The organism is Pseudomonas sp. NPDC089918 (assembly GCF_050280605.1).
In the GTDB taxonomy this organism is placed as follows: Bacteria; Pseudomonadota; Gammaproteobacteria; order Pseudomonadales; family Pseudomonadaceae; genus Aquipseudomonas.
Genome location: NZ_JBNNVP010000027.1, coordinates 55,039 through 76,813 on the forward strand (window position 1 = coordinate 55,039; position 21,775 = coordinate 76,813).

The following is a 21,775-nucleotide window of genomic DNA, read 5'->3' on the forward strand; positions in this document are numbered from 1 at the left end:
GACCGTCGTTAGGGTGGCCGCAACCGGTCATCCTCACGAGACATCTGCATGCTCAATTACCTGTGGTTTTTCCTCGCCGCGCTGTTTGAAATCGCTGGCTGCTTCGCCTTCTGGATGTGGTTGCGCCAAGGTAAAAGCGCTTGGTGGATCATCCCGGCGTTGCTCAGCCTGATCTTGTTCGCGGTACTGCTGACCCGGGTCGAAGCGAGCTACGCCGGCCGCGCCTATGCCGCCTACGGTGGCATCTACATCATTGCGTCGATCGGTTGGCTGGCGGTGGTCGAGCGGATTCGTCCGCTGGGCTCGGACTGGATTGGCGTGGCGCTGTGTGTGATCGGGGCCAGCGTCATCCTGTTTGGCCCGCGCTTTTCCGCTTCCTGAAGGATCGCTCCTTCATTTAACCGGTTTGTCGGACGCGTCCGTCAGGGCGAAGCCTCCTTGGCTGTAGGGCAAGACTGTTTTGCTGCCGTTGCATTGAAGACCCGCTACGCGCCGGGCATCTTCAAGGGCCGGTAACCCTGAAGGATGAATGCCATGCTTGTACTCAGTCGCGTTGTGGGCGAGTTGATTTCCATTGGTGACAACATTTCCGTGCGGGTTCTCGCCGTCAACGGAAGCAGCGTGCGCTTCGGTGTTGAAGCGCCGCAACAGGTCAACGTACATCGCGCCGAAGTCTATGAGCGCATCCAGATCAAACAGGCCAAAGCCAAAGCCCGATAAGGGCCTCAGTCGAACAGGTGCTTGGGCACGTCGTGCTTGAGCATCAACTGGCATTGCTCGCTTTCCGGATCGAAGACGATCAGCGCCTGGCCCTTGGTCAATGCCTGACGAACACGCAGCACGCGGGTTTCCAGCGGTGTGTCATCGCCATTGTCCGTGCCGTCGCGGGTCACGAAATCCTCGATCAGGCGGGTCAGCGTGTCGACTTCAAGTTGGTCGTGGGGGATCAGCATAAGGCACCTCGGCTAAACAATGGCGCGATGCTACGGCGGTTATGAACGCATCACCAGTAGGAGCTGCCGAAGGCTGCGATCTTTTGATCTTGATCGTTCCCACGCTCTGCGTGGGAACGCCTCAGGGGACGCTCCGCGTTCCAGCTCTCGAAAGGGACGCGGAGCGTCCCGGGCTGCATTCCCACGCGGAGCGTGGGAACGATCGTCAGGATCAGTTATCCGAACGCTGCCCAATCAAGCTATCCACCGACGGCACCCGCGTGTCACTTTCCATCTGCGTTTCGTGTTCTATCTGGTGACTGAAGCGGTCCAGGGAGCCCTTGGCCGGTTGTGCATCGCTGGCGAACACCGGCGGGCTGAGGATGTAGGCGCCGAGCAGGCGACTGAGGGCGGCGAGGCTGTCGATGTGGGTGCGTTCATAGCCGTGGGTGGCATCGCAGCCGAAGGCGAGCAGGGCGGTGCGAATGTCGTGGCCGGCCGTAACGGCGGAGTGAGCATCGCTGAAGTAATAGCGGAACAGGTCGCGACGCGCCGGCAGTTCGTTGTCGCTGGCAAGCCGCAACAAGTGGCGCGACAAGTGATAGTCATAAGGCCCGCCGGAATCCTGCATCGCCACACTCACCGCGTGTTCGCTGGAATGCTGGCCGGGCGCGACCGGCGCGATGTCGATGCCGACGAATTCGCTGACGTCCCAAGGCAGGGCCGCCGCTGCACCGCTGCCGGTTTCTTCGGTGATGGTGAACAGCGGATGGCAGTCGATCATCAATTCTTCGCCACTGTCGACAATGGCTTTCAGCGCCGCCAGCAGTGCGGCAACGCCGGCCTTGTCGTCGAGGTGACGGGCGCTGATGTGGCCGCTTTCGGTGAACTCCGGCAACGGGTCGAAGGCGACGAAATCGCCGACGCTGATCCCCAGCGAATCGCAATCGGCGCGGGTGGCGCAGTAGGCGTCTAGGCGCAATTCGATGTGATCCCAGCTGATCGGCATTTCATCCACGGCAGTATTGAACGCGTGCCCGGAAGCCATCAGCGGCAACACGCTGCCGCGAATCACGCCGTTGTCGGTGAACAGACTGACGCGGCTGCCTTCGGCAAAACGGCTGGACCAGCAACCGACCGGCGCCAGAGTCAGGCGACCGTTGTCCTTGATCGCGCGAACCGCTGCGCCAATGGTGTCCAGGTGGGCGGAGACGGCGCGGTCCGGGCTGTTCTGCTTGCCCTTGAGGGTGGCGCGGATGGTGCCGCGACGGGTCATCTCAAAGGGAATGCCCAACTCTTCGAGACGTTCGGCAACGTAACGCACGATGGTGTCGGTGAACCCGGTGGGGCTGGGAATGGCGAGCATTTCCAGCAGGACTTTTTGCAGGTAATTGAGGTCCGGCTCGGGAATTTTGCGGGTCATGGAAACTCCTGATGGGTTGAGAGCTGATCGTTCCCATGCTCTGCGTGGGAATGCAGCCAGGGACGCTCTGCGTCCCAAGTGGACGCGGAGCGTACGAGGAGTCATTCCCACGCAGAGTGGGAACGATCATGGAAAGTGTGATCCGTCAGGGCCCCATCGCGAGCAGGCTCGCTCCCACAGGGGAATGCGGTCAAATGTGGGAGCGAGCCTGCTCGCGATGGCGATTCAACAGGCGACACATCAATGTCAGACCACCGGCTGACTATGCGGAAACAACAAATCCACAAACCGCTCGGCCGTCGGCTGCGGTTCATGGTTGGCCAGCCCGGCGCGTTCATTGGCTTCGATAAACACATACTCCGGCTGGTCGGCGGCCGGCACCATCAGGTCGAGCCCGACCATTGGAATATCCAGCGCCCGCGCCGCCCGCACTGCCGCATCCACCAAGGTCGGATGCAGAATCGCCGTGACGTCCTCAAGTATGCCTCCGGTATGAAGATTCGCCGTGCGCCGCACGAACAGATGCTCACCGGCTGGCAGAATGCTGCTGTAGTCATAACCTGCACCCTGCAAGGTGCGCTGGGTCTCATGGTCCAGCGGAATTTTGCTTTCACCGCTGGTTGCCGCCTGACGACGACGGCTCTGGGCCTCGATCAGCGCACCGATGGAATGCTGACCATCGCCCACCACTTCCGCCGGCCGGCGAATGGCGGCGGCGACCACTTCGAAACCGATCACCAGAATCCGCAAGTCGAGGCCTTCATGGAAGCTTTCCAGCAGCACTCGACTGTCGAAGGTGCGGGCGTTTTCGATGGCTTGCTGGACCTCTTCGATGCTGCATAAGTCCACCGCCACCCCTTGGCCTTGCTCACCGTCCAGCGGTTTGACCACCACCCGTTGATGCTCGTCGAGAAACGCCAGGTTGTCGTCCGCGCTCCCCGCCAGTTGTTGGGCGGGCAGTTTAAGACCGGCGTTTTTCAGCACCTTGTGGGTCAGGCTTTTGTCCTGACACAACGTCATGCTGATGGCGCTGGTCAGATCGCTCAAGGATTCGCGACAACGCACCCGACGACTGCCGTGAATCAAGGTAAACAGACCCGCTTGCGCGTCATCCACCTGCACATCAATGCCGCGCCGATGAGCCTCTTCGACGATGATCCGCGCATACGGATTGAACTCGGCTTCGGGGCCTGGGCCGAGAAACAACGGCTGGTTGATGCCGTTTTTGCGCTTGATGGCGAAGGTCGACAAATTGCGAAAACCGAGCTTGGCGTAAAGACTTTTCGCCTGACGGTTGTTGTGCAGCACCGACAGGTCCAGGTAACTCAGACCACGGCTCATGAAGTGTTCGATCAAGTGCCGCACCAGCACTTCACCGACGCCTGGGCGGGAACATTGCGGATCGACCGCCAGGCACCACAGGCTGCTGCCGTTTTCCGGATCGTTGAACGCCTTGTGATGATTCAGGCCCATGACGCTGCCGATGATGGTGCCGCTGTCCTCATCTTCGGCCAGCCAGTAAACCGGGCCGCCCTGGGGATGAGGCGTCAGCAAATTCGCATCAATGGGCAGCATGCCGCGTGCCTGATACAGCTGATTGACAGCCTGCCAGTCCGTCTCGCTTTGCGCCCGGCGGATGCGAAAGCCGCGAAACACCCGGGTAGCCTGACGGTAATCGCTGAACCACAGGCGCAAGGTGTCGGAGGGGTCAAGAAACAGTTGCGCCGGCTCCAGCCCCAACACTTGCTGGGGCGCGGCAACGTACAAGGCGATGTCCCGCTCACCGGGCTGCTCATTGAGCAACTCTTGGGCAAGGCTCGCCGCATCGGGAAAGGTATGGCCGATCAGCAACCGGCCCCAACCGCAATGCACCGCGATTGGCGCGGCGCCCAATTCACTGCCGTCTTCGGCCAGGCGCGCCTGCAGGCGTTCATAAGAGGGCGTCTGACCGCGCAACAAGCGTTGGCTATAAGCCGTGGCGTGAGGTTTCATCGATCAGATTCCTTGTTCACTGAGCCACAGGTTCAGGGCTGCCAATTGCCACAGCTTGGAGCCGCGCAACGGGGTCAGTTGACCTTGTGGATCGGTCAGCAGGCGGTCGAGCATGGCGGGGTTGAACAGACCACGATCCTGACTCGGATCGAGCAGCAGTTCACGCACCCAGTTCAGCGTGTCGCCCTGCAAATGCTTGAGGCCAGGGACCGGGAAGTAACCCTTTTTGCGGTCGATCACTTCACTCGGAATGACCAGCCGCGCCGCTTCTTTCAAGACTTGCTTACCGCCATCCGGCAGCTTGAATTTGCCCGGCACCCGCGCCGACAATTCCACCAGGCGATAGTCGAGAAAGGGCGTACGCGCTTCCAGGCCCCAGGCCATGGTCATGTTGTCGACGCGTTTGACCGGGTCATCCACCAGCATCACGGTGCTGTCCAGACGCAGGGCTTTGTCCACGGCTGCATCGGCACCGGGCCGGGCGAAATGTTCCTTCACGAAGTCGCCGGCCGCGTCGTTGGCCGTCAGCCATTTCGGCTGCACCGTGGCGGCGTAGTCGGCGTAGCTGCGGTCAAAAAACGCATCGCGATAGGCCGCGTATGGATCGCTCGCACCGTCCACCTGCGGATACCAGTGATACCCGGCGAACAACTCGTCCGCGCCTTGGCCGCTTTGCACCACCTTGCAGTGCTTGGCCACTTCGCGAGACAGCAAATAGAACGCGATGCAGTCATGGCTGACCATCGGCTCGCTCATGGCGCGGAACGCCGCGGGCAGTTGCTCGATGATCTCTTTTTCGTCGATGCGCAGTTGATGGTGTTGCGTGCCATAGTGCTTGGCAATCAGGTCCGAATACTGGAACTCGTCACCACGCTCGCCGCCGGCATCCTGGAAACCGATGGAAAAGGTCGACAAATTTTCGACCCCGACTTCGCGCAACAGGCCTACCAACAGACTCGAATCGACGCCGCCGGAAAGCAGCACGCCGACATCCACCGCCGCCCGTTGACGGATCGCCACTGCATCACGGGTGCTGTCGAGCACGCGGTCGCGCCAGTCTTCGAGGGTCAGGTTCAGTTCGTCGGCATTTGGACCGTAGGGCAGGGTCCACCAGGTTTTCTGCTCGGTGGTGCCGTCCGCGTCGATGCGCATCCAGCTCGCCGGGGGCAGTTTCTCGATGCCCGCCAGCAAGGTGCGCGGGGCCGGGACCACTGCATGGAAGTTCAGATAATGATTGAGCGCCACCGGGTCGAGGATCGGATTGATGTCGCCGCCCTTGAGCAAGGCCGGCAGGGCCGAGGCAAAGCGCAGGCGTTGCCCGGTGCGCGAGAGATACAACGGCTTCACGCCGAGACGGTCGCGGGCGATGAACAGGCGCTTGGCATCGCGCTCCCAAATGGCGAAGGCGAACATGCCATTGAGTTTGGGCAACAGGGCTTCGCCCCAGGCGTGATAACCCTTGAGCAGCACTTCGGTGTCGCCGCCGGAATAGAAGGCGTAACCGAGGCTTTCAAGCTCAGTGCGCAGTTCCGGGAAGTTGTAGATCGCGCCGTTGAAGGCCAGGGACAGCCCCAGTTGGTTGTCGATCATCGGCTGTGCCGAGCCGTCCGACAGGTCCATGATTTTCAGGCGCCGGTGGCCCAGGGCAATCGGCCCCTGGCTGTGGAAGCCCCACGCATCAGGGCCACGAGGGGCCAGGTGATGGGTGATTCGTTCAATGGCTGCGAGGTCCGCAGGTTGATGGTCGAAACGTAGTTCTCCAGCTAATCCGCACATAAGTCCTTACCGGTTTTTCCGTTGGGGAGGGTCAATCAATACCCGCCAAAAACGGCGGGTACTCAGAAACTGACCCACGTGAATCCCTGGAGTTTTAGACCGATAAGTTATAAGGCTGTGGGTCAGGCTTTTCCGCGGATCAATTGGCGCAAGGCAAAACGATTGGGATGGCAGGCCTCGGCCACGGTTCTGGGCAAGGGCAGGGGCTCGTTTTCAAGCCATGCCGCCAACAGCTCGCCAGACAACGGTGCGGTGATCAAACCGCGAGAGCCGTGACCGCTGTTGACGTAAAACCCCTCGAGCCATGGGCAGAGAACATCGGGCACTTGCCGGGCATCTTTGCTCAGTGCGGCATAGGCGTCGGCGAAGGCGGCCTGGTTGGCCAACGGTCCGACGATCGGCAGGTAGTCGGGGCTGGTACAGCGGAATGCCGCGCGCCCTTCAAGCTGCTGCGGGTCCAGATCTGGAACATGCAGACGGGTGACCAGATCAGTGGAGATTTCCTCGAGCAACGCCAGGTTGCCGAGGTGTTCGGCGACGGTCGGGGTCAGCTCATCGCTTTTGAAATCGAAGCTGGCGCCGAGTGTGTGTTCACCCAGGCGTGCGGGCGCCACATAGCCTTCGGCGCAGACGACGGTCGCCAGGCTCTGGCTTTCAGGGGTTTGCGCCAGTCGGGTGATCTGGCCGCGAATGCGTTTGAGGGGCAGGTCGGCGCTGTGGGGAAAACGCTTGATCTCGGCGGCGCCGGCCAGAATCACCACCGGCGCGCTGGCCAGCAGTGCATCGCCGTCCCAGGCCTGCCACTGATCATCGACCTTGCGCAGTTCCAGCACCTCGCGATGGGGCAGCCACTGGATGTTCTTGGAAGACGCCTGCCACTGACACAACGCAGGCGGATGAACCCAGCCGCCTTCAGGGTAGAACAAGCCGCCGTGCGCCAATTCGATGCCGGCTCGGGCCTGGGCCTGGGGTTGATCGAGCAGGTGCACCAGGCTCGGTGAAAAGGCCGTTGCCAATTGCGCCTGACGCTCGGCTTCCTTGGCATTGAAGGCCAGTTGCAAGACTCCACAATCGTCCCAGTCGACGCCACGCTGCAGTTGTTCCAGCAGACGTCGGGTGTAACCAAAACCGCTGACGATCAATTGCGACAACGCCGTGCCGTGAGCAGAAAGCTTGAGGTACAGCACGCCCTGAGGGTTGCCCGAGGCTTCCTGCGCCAGTGCTTCGTGGCGGTCCAGCAGGCTCACTTGCCAACCCCGCGCGGCCAGGCTGGCGGCACTGGCGCAACCGGCCAGCCCGGCACCGATCACCAGGGCGCGGCGTTCGCCGGTCAGCGGCTGTGGACGAGCGAACCATGGTTTTGCCGAGGCTGGTTTAGCGGCCTCTTCGGGCCAACCGAGGAAGGTGCCCCGCAGAATTTCCCATTTATGGCCGATGCCCGGCGTGCGCTTCATCTTGAAACCCGCCGCGTTCAGCAAACGGCGCACCCAGCCGGTGCTGGTAAAGGTGCTGATGGTCGAGCCGGGTGCCGCCAGGCGCGCCAGTTCGGCAAACAATTCGGCGGTCCACATGTCGGGGTTTTTCGCCGGGGCGAAACCGTCGAGAAACCAGGCGTCGATTTGCGCATCCAGTTGCGGCAACTGCTCAAGTGCATCGCCGACCAGCAAGGTGAGGGTGACGCGGCCGTTGTCCAGGACCAGGCGCTGAAAGCCTTGATGGATCGCGACGTATTGCGCCAGCAATTGATCGGCAAACGGCTTGAGTTCCGGCCATAGGGCCAGGGCCCGTTGCAGGTCGGGAGCGCTCAGCGGGTACTTTTCGACGCTGACAAAATGCAGTCGCGCACCGGCCACCGCGTGCTGTTCGAATAACTGCCAGGCACAGAGAAAATTCAGCCCGGTACCGAACCCGGTTTCGCCAATCACCAATCGACCGCTTGCCGGCAATGCGGCGAAACGCTCGTGCAAATCGTTTTGCTGCAGAAACACGTAGCGGGTTTCTTCAAGGCCCGACTGGTCGGAAAAATACACATCATCGAATACCCGCGAACGCGGGCGACCTTGGTCGTCCCAGTCGAGCTGGGCGTGGGGCAATACAGGTTTCATGGCAGGCTCGGCAACGACAAGGCGGCCATTCTAGCTGATCGCCAGCGGGGTGCTTGATCCATGGCAAGACGCAAGGACGATAGGGCAACGAAAATTTGCCGTCAGACTTTTGTGGCGAGGGGGCTTGCCCCCGTTCGGCTGCGAAGCAGTCGTGAAATCAGCAACCCCGATTTACCTGACAAACCGCGTCGCCTGATTTTAGGGCCGCTTCGCGACCCAACGGGGGCAAGCCCCCTCGCCACAAAAAGCGCCCCTGGGAATTTCTCTGATGACTACCTGCCCAATCCGCTAGTCTTGCTCAATCCTGGAAGGAGCCGCTCCATGTTCGAATCTGCCGAAATCGGTCATACCATCGACAAAGAAACCTATGACGCCGAAGTGCCGGCCCTGCGTGAAGCTTTGCTCGAAGCGCAGTTCGAACTTCGGCAGCAACAGCGCTTTCCAGTGATCATTTTGATCAACGGCATTGAAGGGGCCGGCAAGGGCGAGACCGTCAAGTTGCTCAATGAATGGATGGACCCGCGCTCGATCGAGGTTCGCACCTTCGACCAGCAGACCGACGAAGAACTGGCGCGACCGCCGGCCTGGCGCTACTGGCGGATGCTCCCGGCCAAGGGCCGCATGGGGATTTTCTTCGGCAACTGGTACAGCCAGATGCTGCAAGGACGGGTTCATGGCTTGTTCAAGGATCCGCGACTCGATCAAAGCATCAACGGAGCCGAGCGGCTAGAGAAGATGCTGTGCGACGAAGGCGCGCTGATCTTCAAGTTCTGGTTTCACCTCTCCAAAAAACAAATGAAAGCGCGGCTCAAGGCGCTGGCCGATGACCCGTTGCACAGTTGGCGCATCAGCCCGCTGGACTGGCAGCAATCGCAGACCTACGACAAATTCGTCAAATACGGCGAACGGGTGCTGCGCCGCACCAGCCGCGACTATGCGCCGTGGCATGTGATTGCAGGCGTGGACGCGAATTATAGAAGCCTGGCGGTCGGCAAGATTCTGCTCGATGGCCTGCAAAGTGCGCTGAAAAGACCCAGGATTCACCCGGACAAAGTCAGCGCCGCGCCCTTGTTCCCCAGCGTCGATCAGGTGAATTTGCTCGACAGCCTGGACATGACGCTGAGCCTGGACAAGGACGATTACGAAGAACAACTGATTACCGAACAGGCACGGTTTTCCGGGTTGATGCGCGACAAGCGCATGCGTCGCCACGCGTTGATTGCATTGTTCGAAGGCAATGACGCGGCAGGCAAGGGCGGGGCAATTCGTCGGGTGGCCGCAGCGCTCGACCCGCGCCAGTACGACATCGTGCCGATCGCCGCGCCTACCGAGGAAGAACGGGCCCAGCCGTATCTCTGGCGGTTCTGGCGGCATATCCCGGCGCGGGGCAAATTCACTGTGTTCGACCGTTCCTGGTATGGCCGGGTGCTGGTGGAGCGCATCGAAGGCTTTTGCAGCAAGGCGGACTGGATGCGCGCCTACGGTGAGATCAACGACTTCGAAGAGCAGATCGCCGACGCCGGGGTGATCGTGGTCAAGTTCTGGCTGGCCATCGACAAACAGACCCAACTGGAACGCTTCCAGGAGCGTGAAGAAATCCCCTTCAAGCGTTTCAAGATCACCGAAGACGACTGGCGCAATCGCGACAAGTGGGACGATTACCGCACCGCTGTCGGCGACATGGTCGATCGCACCAGCACCGAGGTATCACCGTGGACCCTGGTGGAAGCCAATGACAAGCGCTGGGCGCGGGTCAAGGTCCTGCGCACCCTTAACCAGGCACTGGAAGAGGCCTTCGAAAAGTCCGACAAACGCGAGAAAAAACTGCGAAAACGCAAGCGCTGAACCGATGGCTACGCATACGCGGGGTGAATGATTGTCGCGGTCAGTCATAGGGTGGACTTATGCTCGGTCCAACTCCTGACTGACAACAACAATGAGGTGTATGCCATGCGTGAAGTGGTGATCGTCGACAGCGTACGGACCGGCCTGGCCAAATCCTTTCGCGGCAAGTTCAACATGACCCGCCCGGACGACATGGCGGCCCACTGTGTCAATGCGCTGCTCACGCGCAATGACGTCGACCCGGCCAGCGTCGAGGATTGCATCGTCGGCGCCGGCTCCAATGAAGGAGCCCAGGGCTTCAACATCGGCCGTAACGTCGCGGTACTATCGCACCTGGGCATCGGCACCGGTGGCATGACCCTTAACCGCTTCTGTTCATCGGGCTTGCAGGCCATCGCCATTGCCGCCAATCAGATCGCTTCGGGCTGCAGCGACATCATTGTCGCGGGTGGCGTCGAGTCGATCAGCCTGACCATGAAAAGCGTCAACACCGACAACCTGATCAACCCGCTGCTGAAAGAGCAGGTGCCGGGCATCTATTTCCCCATGGGCCAGACCGCCGAGATCGTCGCGCGTCGTTACGACGTCAGTCGCCAGGACCAGGATGTGTACGCCCTGCAAAGCCAGCAACGTACCGCCCTGGCGCAGGCCGCCGGGTTGTTCAACGATGAAATCGTGCCGATGGCGGTGAAATATCGCGTTGAAGACAAGGCCACCGGTCAAGTGCAGATTCTCGACGGCATCGTCGATCACGATGACTGCAACCGCCCGGACACCACGCTGCAAAGCCTGGCCGGGTTGAAACCGGTGTTTGCCGAGGACGGCTCGGTGACCGCTGGCAACTCGTCGCAACTGTCCGACGGCGCTTCGATGACCCTGGTGATGAGCCTGGAAAAAGCCCTGGCGCTGGGGCTCAAGCCCAAAGCCTTCTTCCGCGGTTTTGCCGTGGCCGGGTGTCAGCCAGACGAAATGGGCATCGGCCCGGTGTTTTCGGTGCCGAAGTTGCTCAAGGCGAAGGGATTGCAGGTTGCCGACATTGATCTGTGGGAACTCAACGAAGCGTTCGCCTCGCAATGCCTGTACAGCCGCAATCGGTTGGAAATCGACAACGACAAATACAACGTCAACGGCGGTTCGATTGCCATCGGCCATCCGTTCGGCATGACCGGCTCGCGTCAGGTCGGGCACATCGTTCGTGAATTGCAGCGGCGTAACCTGCGCTACGGCATCGTCACCATGTGCGTGGGGGGCGGGATGGGGGCTACGGGGTTGTTTGAGGCGGTGCGTTAAATCTGCGAGTTCGTGTTGTCTGGCTGACCGCTATCGCGAGCAGGCTCGCTCCCACATTGATCACTGGTGTTCACCAATCTTGTGTTCACCATTGATCCACTGTGGGAGCGAGCCTGCTCGCGATGCAGGCGCCGCGGTTTACCGGCTCATGCACAAGAACTGCATCCGCTCGATATACGCTTGAATCTCACGCACCGCTGCTTCCCGGTTTTCAAACGGACCCTCCAGCGTGTGTTCCCGCGTGGTGAAATACAACTCTCCATTCACACGACACAAGCGGTCACAACGAAAGTGGGTGGCGGGGGCGTTGTCTTGGGCGCGCATGCCGTACATGGGCGATCTCCTGCGGGTGACGGTTTCAATGAGCTTATGCATGAACCACTTGCCACGCCTGGCCACCTGATCGACGGCATATCGTCAACTTTATGGTGCGACCTGCACAGTTTCATTAGCGGCCCGTCGGCAACTGTCCCTGTGTCGCGCTCCCGTCTGAGCCTAGAATGACCGTTTTCGCCAATCGGCTTCGGGGTCAGCATGCATATTTCATCAGGTCGCTGGGTTTATGGTCTGTGCCTGGCCTTGCTGACCGCGTTGCTGTGGGGAATCCTGCCGATCAAGCTCAAGCAAGTGCTGCTGGTGATGGACCCGGTGACCGTGACCTGGTTTCGGCTGCTGGTGTCCGGCGGTTGTCTGTTCATTTATCTGGCGGCGACCAAACGCCTGCCGAGTCGCAAAGTCCTCGGCCCGCGCGGTGGCTGGCTGGTGTTGATGGCAGTACTCGGACTGGTCGGCAACTACGTGTTGTACCTGATGGGGCTGAACCTGCTCAGCCCCGGCACCGCGCAACTGGTGGTGCAGATGGGCCCGATCATGTTGCTGATCGCCAGTCTGTTCGTGTTCAAGGAACGGTTCAGCGTGGGGCAGGGGATTGGCCTGTTGGTGCTGCTGATCGGCTTTGCACTGTTCTTCAATCAGCGCTTGAGTGAACTGCTCACCTCCCTGACCGATTACACCGCCGGCGTGTTGATGGTGCTGTTGGCGTCCACGGTCTGGACCTTCTATGCCTTGGGCCAGAAGCAGTTGCTCACAGTATGGAATTCGTTGCAGGTGATGATGGTGATTTACCTGTTCTGCGCGCTGTTGCTGACGCCATGGGTGCACCCGCTGGAAGCGCTGCAATTGAGTCCGTTGCAAGGCTGGCTGCTGCTGGCGTGCTGTTTGAACACCCTGATCGCTTATGGCGCCTTCGCCGAAGCCCTGGCCCATTGGGAAGCTTCGCGGGTCAGTGCGACGCTCGCGATCACGCCGCTGGTGACCTTTGCCGCCGTGGCCGTTGCCGCGTGGTTATGGCCTGAGTATGTGCATGCCGAGCAGATCAACGGCCTGGGTTATGGCGGGGCGGTGCTGGTGGTATTGGGGTCGGTGCTGGTGGCGTTGGGGCCATCGTTGATGGCGGGGCTCAGGGCACGGCGGGTGCGGATGGCGGCCAGTTAGATTGCGATGATCGTTCCCACGCTCCGCGTGGGAACGATCAGGGGTGGTGGCGATTCACCCCTGCTTGCCAGCCTCCAACATATCCTCCGGCCTCACCCACGCATCAAACTCTTCATTTGTCAGATAGCCCAGCTGCAACGCCGCCTCACGCAGGGTCAGCCCCTCGCTGTAAGCCTTCTTGGCAATCTCCGCCGACTTGTCGTAGCCGATATGCGGGTTCAGCGCCGTCACCAGCATCAAGCCTTGTTCCAGGTGCTCGGCCATTTTCTCGGCATCCGGTTCCAGCCCGGCGATGCAATGCTGCTGGAAGTTACTGCAGCCATCGCCCAGTAAGCGGATCGATTGCAGCAGGTTATGGATGATCACCGGTTTGAACACGTTTAATTGCAGATGGCCCTGACTGGCGGCAAAACCGATGGCAACGTCATTGCCCAATACCTGACAGGCCAGCATCGACAGGGCTTCGCACTGAGTCGGGTTGACCTTGCCGGGCATGATCGAGCTACCGGGCTCATTGGCCGGCAGTTTCACTTCGGCCAACCCTGCTCGCGGCCCGGAGCCCAGCAGGCGCAGGTCGTTGGCGATTTTCATCAAGGTCACGGCAAGGGTCTTCAGGGCGCCGGAAAGAGTGACCAGCGGCTCGTGGCCGGCCAGGGCGGCAAATTTATTGGGGGCCGTAACGAACGGCAGGCCGGAGAGGGCGGCCAGTTCAGCAGCGATCGCTTCGCCAAAACCGTGGGGCGAGTTCAATCCGGTGCCGACCGCAGTGCCGCCCTGAGCCAGTTCACAGACCGCCGGCAGCGCGCTTCGGATCGCCCGCTCGGCGTAATCCAGTTGCGCGATGAACGCCGAGAGCTCCTGGCCGAAGGTGATCGGTGTGGCGTCCATCATATGGGTACGACCGGTCTTGACCAGTTTCATGTGCCGCGCGGACAACTCCGCCAACCCGCCCGACAATTCGCTGATCGCCGGCAGCAAATGCTGCTGCACCGCCTGAGCCGTCGCGATGTGCATGGCTGTGGGGAAGCAATCGTTGGAACTCTGAGAACGGTTGACGTGATCGTTGGGATGCACCGGCGTCTTGCCGCCGCGCGGGTTGCCTGCCAGTTCGTTGGCGCGACCGGCGATCACTTCGTTGACGTTCATGTTGCTCTGGGTACCGCTGCCGGTCTGCCAGACCACCAGCGGGAACTGCTCGTCGTGGTTACCGTCGAGCACTTCGTCGGCGGCCTGTTCGATCAGCCGGGCGATGTCGGCGGGCAGGTCACCGTTGCGATCGTTGACGCGCGCCGCGGCTTTCTTGATCAGGGCCAGGGCGTGCAGCACGGCCAGCGGCATGCGCTCGTTGCCGATGGCGAAGTTGATCAGCGAGCGTTGCGTCTGAGCGCCCCAGTAAGCGTCATCCGGGACTTCTACCTGGCCCAGGCTGTCGGTTTCGATACGGCTCATCATGCACACTCCTGTAGGTCTGATAGCGCAGTTTAGGCCGTGATCGCCGGCCGTGGTTCCATCAGTCTGGAATTTGACCGTTCAACCCCTCTAAATCAGGCGCGACAAGGCTTGGGGTTGAGTGACACACTTTTTTAGGTGCAGAATGGACGCCCTTGAGGTTTTGCCTCGCCTGCTAGAAAAGGAAACTCGATGACTCGTCTTCGTGCCATCTGTACCGCGGTTGCACTGGTTTGCGCCAGCGGCCAGGTTTTTGCCGATACCGCCAGCCACAACGCCAGTGCCGAAGCTTTCCTGACCCTGGCGCACGCTGACAAATTGGGCACTCCGGTGTACATGCAAGTGCAGCAAATGTTCGCTCAGCGCTTTGAACAGACCAAAGCCCCTGAATCGAAAAAAGCCCTGCTGGAAACCTATCAAGCCAAGGCCAACGCCGCTCTGGACGCAGCCATTGGCTGGAACAAGCTGAAGCCAGACATGGTCAAGCTTTACACCACCAATTTCAGCGAATCCGAGCTCAAGGATCTGGTTGCGTTCTACCAGTCTCCACTGGGCAAGAAAGTCCTGGAAAAAATGCCGCAGCTGACTCAGCAATCGGCACAGATGACCCAGGCCAAGCTGGAAAGCGCGGTGCCTGTGGTCAACAAACTGCTGGCTGACATGACGGCCGAGCTGGAGCCTAAAGGCGCCGCAGCTCCTGCCAAGAAAAAGCCTTAAGCGGAGTTCGGGATGACCATGCAACAACGCATCGAATCGACGCTCGGGCTGTTACAGCCCGAGCACCTGCAAGTGCTGGATGAAAGCCACATGCACAGCCGTGGGTTGCAGACCCACTTCAAAGCGGTGGTGGTCAGCCAGCAGTTTGAAGGCCTCAATCGCGTCAAGCGTCACCAGAAGGTGTACGGCACGTTGGGCGAACTGATGGGCGAGTTCCATGCGTTGGCGCTGCATACCTACACGCCGCAAGAATGGGCACAGATCGACGCGGCCCCGGCCTCGCCGACCTGTGCTGGCGGTAGCAAACATTAATGTGACGGGCTGAAGGGCTGAAGGGCTGAAGGGCTGAAGGGCTGTTGTGGCGAGGGAGCTTGCTGTGGCGAGGGGGCTTGCCCCCGTTCGGCTGCGAAGCAGTCGTAAAACCGGCACGCTCGGTTTGTCTGATACACCGAGGTGGCGTCTGTTTTTTTAAAGGGGCCGCCTCGCGCCCCAACGGGGGCAAGCCCCCTAGCCACAATGAAATGGTTTGTACCAGACCTTACAGATCACAGTCCTAAAGCCACACGGTTTTTGCTAGAATCCGCAACGCGCCGCTCACCCGGCGCGTTTTTTTTTGCATCCGGTTCACCCCTTACGAGGGTAGCCACCTGGAGAATTACCCATGACACAACAGATTGTCGTGGCGGCACTGTATAAGTTCGTCACCCTGGAAGATTACGTCGCCCTGCGCGAGCCGCTGCTGCAAGCGATGGTCGACAACGGCATCAAAGGCACGCTGCTGATCGCCGAAGAAGGCATCAACGGCACCGTGTCCGGCAGCCGCGAAGGCATTGACGGGCTGATGGCCTGGCTCAAGAACGACCCGCGCATGGACGACATCGACCACAAAGAATCGTACTGCGATGAGCAGCCGTTCTACCGCACCAAAGTCAAACTCAAGAAAGAAATCGTCACCCTGGGCGTTGAAGGCGTGGACCCGAACAAAAAGGTCGGCACCTATGTGGATCCGCAAAACTGGAACGCGTTGATCAGCGATCCCGAAGTGCTGCTGATCGACACCCGCAACGATTACGAAGTCTCGATTGGCACCTTCGAAGGCGCCATCGATCCGAAGACCACCAGTTTTCGCGAATTCCCCGACTACATCAAAGCCCATTTCGACCCGGCGGTGCACAAGAAAGTCGCGATGTTCTGCACCGGCGGCATTCGTTGCGAAAAGGCTTCGAGTTACATGCTCAGCCAGGGTTTCGATGAGGTCTATCACCTCAAGGGCGGCATTCTGAAGTACCTCGAAGAGGTGCCGCAGGAAGAAACCAAATGGCAGGGCGACTGCTTCGTGTTCGATAACCGCGTGACCGTTCGTCACGATCTCAGCGAAGGCGACTACGATCAATGTCATGCCTGTCGTACGCCTGTCAGCGTCGAAGACCGCGCGTCCGAGCACTATGTGGCCGGCATCAGTTGCCCGCATTGCTGGGATAAGCTGAGCGAGAAAACCCGTCGCAGTGCCATCGACCGGCAGAAGCAGATCGAACTGGCCAAGGCGCGCAACCTGCCGCACCCGATCGGTTACAACTACAAGCAAACTCCTTCCGAGGCTTGAACCATGTCTGTACGTCGCCTGCTCTATGTGATGGACCCGATGTGTTCCTGGTGCTGGGGCTTTGCGCCAGTGGCCAACGCGCTGGTCGAGCAGGCGCAGGCGGCGGGGGTGGACGTGCATCTGGTCGTCGGCGGTTTGCGCACCGGCAGCGGCTCAGCATTGGAGCCGACCACCCGGCGCTATATCCTTGAGCACTGGCAGGCGGTCACCGAGGCCACCGGCCAGCCGTTCAAGTTTGAAGGCGCGTTGCCCGACGGGTTTGTCTACGACACCGAGCCTGCCTGTCGGGCGCTGGTGACGGCGCGCAGCCTGGCGCCGGACTGCGCCTGGAAACTGCTCGGGCTGATCCAGCATGCGTTCTATGCCGAGGGGCGTGATGTCACCCGCGCCAGCGTGTTGGTGGAACTGGCGGAGCAGGCCGGTTTGCCGCGCATCGAGTTCGCCGCCGCGTTCGACCGTGCCGATCAGCACGCCGCGACCGCTGCCGATTTCACCTGGGTCCAGGACCTGGGCATTGCCGGTTTCCCGACCTTGCTGGCAGAGCGTGATGGTCAATTGGCGTTGCTGACCAATGGGTATCAACCTTTGAATGTGTTGTCACCATTGCTCGGCCGCTGGCTGGAGCGCGCTGCCTGTGCATGACCTGCCCGACAACGTTCCAGCCCCTGCACGTGTCGACCGTCTGAGCTGGGCAGAAATCCGTCGCCTGGCCCTTCACCATAAAAAATCCCTGTGGATCGCCAACGGCGTCGCGGTATTGGCAACGCTGTGCAGCGTGCCGATCCCCTTGCTGTTGCCGTTGCTGGTCGACGAAGTGCTGCTGGGCCACGGCGACGCCGCGCTGAAAATCATGAACCACGCGCTGCCCGACGTCTGGCAGAAAGCTGCGGGTTACATTGGCCTGATGCTGCTGGTGACTCTGGCACTACGCTGTGCGGCGTTGTTGTTCAACGTGGTGCAGGCGAAGTTGTTTGCGGCGTTGGCCAAGGACATCGTGTATCGGATCCGGGTGCGGTTGATCGAGCGGCTCAAATGTATCTCGCTGGGCGAATACGAAAGCCTGGGCAGCGGCACGGTGACTACGCACCTGGTCACCGACCTGGACACCGTGGACAAATTCGTCGGCGAAACCCTCAGTCGTTTCCTCGTGGCCATGCTGACGCTGGTGGGCACCGCCTCGATCCTGATGTGGATGCACTGGAAACTCGCGCTGCTGATCCTGCTGTTCAACCCGCTGGTGATCTATGCCACGGTGCAGTTGGGCAAGCGGGTCAAACACCTGAAGAAACTCGAGAACGACAGCACCTCGCGCTTCACCCAGGCCTTGACCGAAACCCTGGATGCCATCCAGGAAGTGCGCGCCGGTAATCGGCAGGGCTTTTTCCTCGGACGGCTGGGCCAGCGAGCGCGTGAAGTGCGCGATTACGCGGTGAACTCGCAGTGGAAAACCGATGCATCGAACCGCGCCAGCGGCTTGTTGTTCCAGTTCGGCATCGATATTTTTCGCGCTGCGGCCATGCTCACCGTGCTGTTTTCCGACCTGTCCATCGGCCAGATGCTGGCCGTGTTCAGCTACCTGTGGTTCATGATCGGTCCGGTGGAACAACTGCTCAACCTGCAGTACGCCTTTTACGCCGCTGGCGGTGCGCTGTCGCGCATCAACGAGTTGCTGGCCCGTGCTGATGAGCCGCAATACAGCGGCAGTGTCGACCCGTTTCAGGGGCGCGACACGGTAGGCATCGAAGTTCAGGGATTGAGTTTCGGCTATGGCGACGAATTGGTGCTGAACCAAATGAACCTGTCGATTGCCCCCGGTGAAAAAGTCGCGATTGTCGGCGCCAGCGGCGGTGGCAAAAGCACCCTGGTGCAGTTGCTGCTGGGCTTGTACACACCGCTGGCCGGCACCATCCGTTTCGGTGGTTCGACTCAGGAAGAGATCGGCCTGGAAACCGTGCGTGAAAATGTCGCCGTGGTCTTGCAGCACCCAGCACTGTTCAACGACACCGTGCGCGCCAACCTGACCATGGGCCGCGAACGCAGCGATGAAGCCTGCTGGCAGGCATTGGAAATTGCTCAACTGCACAACACGGTGCGTGAATTGCCCAATGGCCTGGACAGTATTGTCGGGCGCTCCGGTGTGCGTTTATCCGGCGGGCAGCGTCAACGCCTGGCGATTGCGCGGATGGTGTTGGCCGAACCCAAAGTGGTAATCCTCGACGAGGCCACGTCCGCCCTGGACGCGGCCACCGAATACAACCTGCACCAGGCACTGGCGCGGTTCTTGAGTCACCGCACCACGCTGATCATTGCGCACCGGTTGTCGGCCGTGAAGCAGGCTGACCGAGTGCTGGTGTTCGACGGTGGCCAGGTTGCCGAGGATGGCGACCATCAGCAGCTGATTGCCGATGGTGGTTTGTACGCCAAGCTTTATGGGCATTTACAGCAGCACTAGATTAATGCCACAAGACGTTCAGGGCATTTTCCCCGGCAAGGATTAGCACATGAAGACGAGCCAGCCCTGAATCGCCGGGACTGTGCTGCTGTTGAGCATGAGCTTCCCCGGCTTGCCTAGAGTGAGAACCCATCCTAGTCTAGCGGTAGCGTTTTCGTCCGGACGACGATCGAGCAGTGTTAAGACAAGGGACCTCATGAAGCCAAAAAGGACTCTCGCAACCCCTCGGTTGTTGGGCATCGTCTGGCCTTTTATCGCCGTCGTGTTATTTCAGGCATTGTTGGGAGGCGTCAGTCTTTACGTTCTTTCGGCGGTTCGCGGTTACGTCGGCGGGGAAAGCCTGTGGTCCAAGGGCCAGAAAGACGCCATCTATTACCTCAATCTCTACGCCGACAGTCGCGACGAAACGATTTTTCTCAAATACCAGAGCGCGATTGCGGTGCCTCAGGGGGGCCATGAATTGCGTCTGGCGCTGGACCATCAGCCACCGAATATCGAGGCAGCGCGAATCGCGATCCTCAAGGGCGGCAACCACCCGGACGACGTCTCCAGTTTGATTTGGCTGTACCTCAATTTCCGGAATTTCAGTTACCTGGAGAAAGCCATCGAGCTGTGGACGGTCGGTGACGCGTATCTGGTGCGACTCCATGACGTCGCGCGGGAGATGCATCAGCGTATTGCCGATAGCCAGGTCACCGATGCCGACGTCAAACGCTGGAAAGAGCAGATTTTTGCCATCAACGATGGCGTGACGCCCGCCGCCAAAGCGTTCAGCGATGCCTTGGGCGAAGGCTCACGGGTGATTCTCCGGCTGCTGTTGGTGACGAACCTGGCCACTGCGTTGGGCTTGATTGTGTTAGCTCTGTTGCGTACGCATAAACTGCTCAAGCAGCGCCATGCCTTCGCCGATGCCTTGCAGTTGGAGAAAGACCGGGCACAGATCACTCTGCAATCGATTGGCGACGGGGTGATCACCACGGACGTCGAGGGCGCGATTGTCTATATGAATCCGGCCGCCGAGGCCTTGACTCACTGGAAGGCCGAACAGGCGGCGGGGTTGCCATTGGCGGCGCTGTTCAATCTGCTGGATGAGGACGCTCAGGCCGACGGTTTTACCTTGATCGAGCACATTTTGAGCGGTCAGCTCAGCGGTGGCAGCGAGCATTCAAAACTGATCCAGCGTCTGGATGGCAGCACGGTTTCGGTCACTCTGGTCGGCGCGCCGATCCGCAATACGGGCAGGGTCAGTGGCACCGTGCTGGTGCTGCATGACATGACCCAGGAGCGGCAATACATCGCCAATCTGTCGTGGCAGGCGACTCATGATGCTCTGACCGGATTGGCCAACCGCCGCGAGTTCGAATATCGGCTGGAGCAGGCCCTGCATAACCTGACGCGCCAGGCGGGGCGTCACGCCTTGATGTTTCTCGACCTGGATCAATTCAAACTGGTCAACGACACCTGCGGTCATGCGGCGGGCGACGAGTTGTTGCGGCATATATGTGCGTTGTTGCAATCAGGTTTGCGCGAAGGCGACACCCTGGCCCGGCTAGGGGGTGACGAGTTTGGCGTTCTGTTGGAAAACTGCGCGCCGCAAGCGGCCGAGAAAATCGCCGAAGGCCTGCGCCAGACCGTGCAGAACCTGCATTTTGTCTGGAAAGGCCGGCCGTTTGTGACCACCGTGAGCATTGGCCTGGTGCATGTGGTCCAGAGTCCGGCCACCCTTGAAGCTTCATTGCGTGCCGCTGACATGGCCTGTTATATGGCCAAGGAAAAGGGCCGCAACCGGGTTCAGGTCTATCACGCCGACGACTCGGAGCTGTCCTTGCGGTTTGGCGAAATGGCCTGGGTGCAGCGCCTGCACGTGGCGCTGGAAGAAGACCGCTTCTGCCTGTACGCCCAGGAGATCGCGCCTCTTGGCCCTGGTGAGCATGGCGGCGGGCATATCGAAATACTGCTGCGCCTGCATGACGAAGCGGGACGCATGATTCTGCCGGACAGTTTCATTCCGGCCGCCGAGCGTTACGGTTTGATGACATCGATTGATCGTTGGGTAGTGGAGAACGTTTTCAAAGTCATTGCCCAGTGCGTCGCCGAAGAGCGCGAAGGGCCGTTGGCCATGTGTGCGATAAATCTGTCAGGTATTACTATCGGAGATGAGGCGTTTCTGGACTTCCTTCGTGAACAGTTTGTTGCATATTCAATTCCACCTGAAATGATTTGTTTTGAAATTACAGAAACCAGCGCTATTGCAAATCTGGCTAGCGCAACTAAATTTATCAATGAACTCAAAGGTTTAGGTTGTCATTTTTCGCTAGATGACTTTTGTGCCGGTATGTCCTCATTCGCTTACTTGAAACATTTACCTGTAGACTTCCTGAAGATCGACGGGAGTTTCGTAAAGGATATGCTGGACGACCCGATTAACCGCGCCATGGTCGAAGTGATCAATCACATCGGTCATGTCATGGGTAAGCGCACGATTGCAGAGTTCGTTGAAACACCTCAGATCGAGCAGGCATTGCTGGAGATCGGAGTGGATTACGCTCAAGGGTATGTGATTGAACGCCCGCATCTGTTTACCTGGGATAGTTTGCAAAGTCGTCCTGCCAGGCCCCGATCCTTGTTGTTCAAGGCGCCGGGCACGTTCCGTTGAAATCTCTTGTTGATCTTAAAATCACAATCAAAAGGAGCGCG

The 21,775-nt window shown here is 60.0% G+C and carries 18 protein-coding genes; 11 read left to right on the forward strand and 7 right to left on the reverse strand.

Features of this window, described 5'->3' with window-relative positions:
* The first annotated feature begins 48 nt into the window (after nucleotides 1-48).
* Together ACQKPC_RS19325 and csrA are read left to right on the forward strand one after the other, a co-directional pair.
* Entirely contained in the window at nucleotides 49-381 is a 333-nt protein-coding gene (locus tag ACQKPC_RS19325; RefSeq protein WP_063341152.1) for a YnfA family protein, read from the forward strand.
* A 153-nt stretch (nucleotides 382-534) separates the two neighbouring features.
* Nucleotides 535-720 (forward strand): carbon storage regulator CsrA, encoded by a 186-nt coding sequence (gene csrA / locus ACQKPC_RS19330; protein WP_064616631.1) that lies wholly within the window; start codon nucleotides 535-537, stop codon nucleotides 718-720.
* A gap of 5 nt (nucleotides 721-725) precedes the next feature.
* On the opposite strand, the gene ACQKPC_RS19335 is transcribed toward csrA, so the two are convergent.
* From ACQKPC_RS19335 to mnmC, 5 genes are all read right to left on the reverse strand, one after another.
* On the reverse strand, nucleotides 726-953 hold the full coding sequence (locus tag ACQKPC_RS19335; RefSeq protein ID WP_003199186.1) for a YheU family protein: 228 nt from the start codon (nucleotides 951-953) through the stop codon (nucleotides 726-728).
* Nucleotides 954-1,164: 211 nt separating this feature from the next.
* Nucleotides 1,165-2,355 (reverse strand): osmoprotectant NAGGN system M42 family peptidase, encoded by a 1,191-nt coding sequence (locus ACQKPC_RS19340; RefSeq protein WP_123494544.1) that lies wholly within the window; start codon nucleotides 2,353-2,355, stop codon nucleotides 1,165-1,167.
* Between the two features lie 246 nt (nucleotides 2,356-2,601).
* Nucleotides 2,602-4,347: an N-acetylglutaminylglutamine synthetase gene (gene ngg / locus ACQKPC_RS19345; protein WP_427625939.1), complete on the reverse strand. Its 1,746-nt coding sequence runs from the start codon at nucleotides 4,345-4,347 to the stop codon at nucleotides 2,602-2,604.
* A 3-nt stretch (nucleotides 4,348-4,350) separates the two neighbouring features.
* Nucleotides 4,351-6,123: an N-acetylglutaminylglutamine amidotransferase gene (locus ACQKPC_RS19350; protein WP_427625940.1), complete on the reverse strand. Its 1,773-nt coding sequence runs from the start codon at nucleotides 6,121-6,123 to the stop codon at nucleotides 4,351-4,353.
* Between the two features lie 122 nt (nucleotides 6,124-6,245).
* Nucleotides 6,246-8,228, reverse strand: a complete 1,983-nt coding sequence (gene mnmC / locus ACQKPC_RS19355) for a bifunctional tRNA (5-methylaminomethyl-2-thiouridine)(34)-methyltransferase MnmD/FAD-dependent 5-carboxymethylaminomethyl-2-thiouridine(34) oxidoreductase MnmC (protein WP_427625941.1) — start codon at nucleotides 8,226-8,228, stop codon at nucleotides 6,246-6,248.
* A 321-nt stretch (nucleotides 8,229-8,549) separates the two neighbouring features.
* Between mnmC and pap the strand changes: the two genes are divergently transcribed.
* Nucleotides 8,550-10,073: a polyphosphate:AMP phosphotransferase gene (pap, locus tag ACQKPC_RS19360; RefSeq protein WP_427625942.1), complete on the forward strand. Its 1,524-nt coding sequence runs from the start codon at nucleotides 8,550-8,552 to the stop codon at nucleotides 10,071-10,073.
* Nucleotides 10,074-10,178: 105 nt separating this feature from the next.
* Entirely contained in the window at nucleotides 10,179-11,363 is a 1,185-nt protein-coding gene (locus ACQKPC_RS19365; protein WP_192344028.1) for a thiolase family protein, read from the forward strand.
* A gap of 138 nt (nucleotides 11,364-11,501) precedes the next feature.
* Here the strand turns inward: ACQKPC_RS19365 and ACQKPC_RS19370 are convergent, their stop codons facing one another.
* Nucleotides 11,502-11,696, reverse strand: a complete 195-nt coding sequence (locus ACQKPC_RS19370; RefSeq protein WP_123494538.1) for a DUF6316 family protein — start codon at nucleotides 11,694-11,696, stop codon at nucleotides 11,502-11,504.
* Between the two features lie 201 nt (nucleotides 11,697-11,897).
* Here ACQKPC_RS19370 and ACQKPC_RS19375 point away from each other — a divergent pair, with 201 nt between their 5' ends.
* Entirely contained in the window at nucleotides 11,898-12,857 is a 960-nt protein-coding gene (locus ACQKPC_RS19375; RefSeq protein WP_427625943.1) for a DMT family transporter, read from the forward strand.
* A 54-nt stretch (nucleotides 12,858-12,911) separates the two neighbouring features.
* On the opposite strand, the gene ACQKPC_RS19380 is transcribed toward ACQKPC_RS19375, so the two are convergent.
* Nucleotides 12,912-14,306: a class II fumarate hydratase gene (locus tag ACQKPC_RS19380; RefSeq protein WP_427625944.1), complete on the reverse strand. Its 1,395-nt coding sequence runs from the start codon at nucleotides 14,304-14,306 to the stop codon at nucleotides 12,912-12,914.
* A gap of 192 nt (nucleotides 14,307-14,498) precedes the next feature.
* Between ACQKPC_RS19380 and ACQKPC_RS19385 the strand changes: the two genes are divergently transcribed.
* From ACQKPC_RS19385 to ACQKPC_RS19410, 6 genes are all read left to right on the forward strand, one after another.
* On the forward strand, nucleotides 14,499-15,023 hold the full coding sequence (locus ACQKPC_RS19385) for a DUF2059 domain-containing protein (RefSeq protein WP_008005911.1): 525 nt from the start codon (nucleotides 14,499-14,501) through the stop codon (nucleotides 15,021-15,023).
* Between the two features lie 12 nt (nucleotides 15,024-15,035).
* The gene (locus ACQKPC_RS19390; RefSeq protein WP_008005913.1) at nucleotides 15,036-15,335 is read left to right on the forward strand and encodes a BolA family protein; all 300 of its coding nucleotides are present in this window, start codon (nucleotides 15,036-15,038) and stop codon (nucleotides 15,333-15,335) included.
* A 349-nt stretch (nucleotides 15,336-15,684) separates the two neighbouring features.
* Nucleotides 15,685-16,626 (forward strand): rhodanese-related sulfurtransferase, encoded by a 942-nt coding sequence (locus ACQKPC_RS19395; protein ID WP_063341144.1) that lies wholly within the window; start codon nucleotides 15,685-15,687, stop codon nucleotides 16,624-16,626.
* 39 nt (nucleotides 16,627-16,665) lie between these two features.
* The gene (locus ACQKPC_RS19400; RefSeq protein WP_427625949.1) at nucleotides 16,666-17,268 is read left to right on the forward strand and encodes a DsbA family protein; all 603 of its coding nucleotides are present in this window, start codon (nucleotides 16,666-16,668) and stop codon (nucleotides 17,266-17,268) included.
* The gene (locus ACQKPC_RS19405) at nucleotides 17,261-19,078 is read left to right on the forward strand and encodes an ABC transporter ATP-binding protein (protein WP_427625945.1); all 1,818 of its coding nucleotides are present in this window, start codon (nucleotides 17,261-17,263) and stop codon (nucleotides 19,076-19,078) included. The genes ACQKPC_RS19400 and ACQKPC_RS19405 overlap by 8 nt, the downstream gene beginning before the upstream one ends.
* A 196-nt stretch (nucleotides 19,079-19,274) precedes the next feature.
* Complete coding sequence (locus tag ACQKPC_RS19410) at nucleotides 19,275-21,734, forward strand: EAL domain-containing protein (protein ID WP_427625946.1); 2,460 nt, start codon at nucleotides 19,275-19,277, stop codon at nucleotides 21,732-21,734.
* Nucleotides 21,735-21,775: the final 41 nt, after the last annotated feature.